At 63.4% G+C, this 860-nt stretch carries 2 protein-coding genes; both read left to right on the top strand.

The genetic code is table 11. The annotated features are described in order from the left end of the window. Positions 1–290: flagellin (locus AC629_RS44015; RefSeq protein ID WP_283848249.1), on the top strand; the 290-nt coding region annotated here is incomplete at its 5' end. A gap of 278 nt (positions 291–568) precedes the next feature. Then, positions 569–860: flagellin N-terminal helical domain-containing protein (locus AC629_RS44010; protein WP_502693123.1), on the top strand; the 292-nt coding region annotated here is incomplete at its 3' end.

The raw sequence follows: 860 nt of genomic DNA, 5'->3' as shown, positions 1-860 counted from the left end.
CCCAGCAGACCATTCTCGATGGCTACATCGCGCAGGTCACCGCTGCGATCAACTCGGTGGCCTCGGCCGCCGCCGACCTCGGCGCCGTCAAGAACCGCATCTCGACCAACTCGGAGTTCGTGAAGTCCCTGATGGACTCGGTGGATCGTGGTATCGGCCAGCTCGTCGACGCCGACATGAACCAGGAGTCCACCCGCCTGTCGGCCCTCCAGGTCCAGCAGCAGCTCGGCGTTCAGGCGCTTTCGATCGCCAACAACAGCAGCCAGAGCATCCTGTCGCTGTTCCGCTAAGCCTTAGACCATCTGGGGAGGGCCGCGCTTCTCGCGAAGCGCGGCCCTTTTCATTTTGGCGTGACGCCGCGCACACGCCGTAGTTTCGACTGCCCTGTTGCTGAGGGGGCACAGAGCCACAAGCTTCGCACAAGCTTCGCGCGCTAACCTCGCCGTTACGACAGGTTGGGCCCTAACCCGCTTTTCCGCGGAGCCCAAAGGCATGACGCCGCCCTGTCGTACCGGTGCAAGCCCGGTATGTCCCCAAACTCAATCCAATCTTCAAAGGGACATCAAAAATGGGTTCTAGCCTGCTCACTAACTCCGCAGCAATGACCGCGCTGCAGACCCTCCGGAACGTCAGCTCCAACCTGCAGACGACCGAAAACCGGATTTCGACCGGCCAGCGCGTCTCGACCGCTTCGGACAACGCCGCCTACTGGTCGATCGCGACCTCGATGCGCGCCGACAACGCCGCGCTCTCCGCCGTCTCCGACTCGCTCGGTCTGTCGGCCGCGACCGTCGACACCGAATATACCGCTCTGACCTCGGTTGTGGGCGACAAGACCGGCGGCCTGACCAAGCTCCAGG

Source organism: Bradyrhizobium sp. NAS80.1 (genome assembly GCF_001908205.1).
GTDB lineage: Bacteria > Pseudomonadota > Alphaproteobacteria > Rhizobiales > Xanthobacteraceae > Bradyrhizobium.
This window is presented reverse-complemented; position numbering and strand designations above follow the sequence as displayed.